Annotated in this window: 1 protein-coding gene; it reads right to left on the bottom strand. The window is 69.0% G+C overall.

What is annotated here, in order from left to right:
* The coding region (locus tag KW829_RS22825) for an Ig-like domain-containing protein (RefSeq protein ID WP_218309152.1) at nt 1-255 on the bottom strand (255 nt) is incomplete at both ends.

Here is a 255-nt window from a genome sequence, read left to right on the forward strand (position 1 = left end):
TCGGATCCTTCGCCGTGGCGGTGAAGCTGTGCTCGCCGCGACCCAGATCCACGCTCGGCGTGAAGCTCCAGGTGCCGTCCGCGCCCGCGGTGGTGGTGCCCAGCACGTTGCTGCCGTCCATGATGGTTACGGTGCTGCCCGCCTTCGCCGTGCCGCTGATCTGCGGACGGGTATCGTCGGTGACCGCGTTCTGGGACAGGCTGCCGGTCACGCTGCCGACGTCGTCGGTCACGCCGGTGATTTCCACCTTGCCCG

The organism is Enterobacter sp. ENT02 (genome assembly GCF_019219165.1).
Classification (GTDB): domain Bacteria; phylum Pseudomonadota; class Gammaproteobacteria; order Enterobacterales; family Enterobacteriaceae; genus Enterobacter; species Enterobacter mori.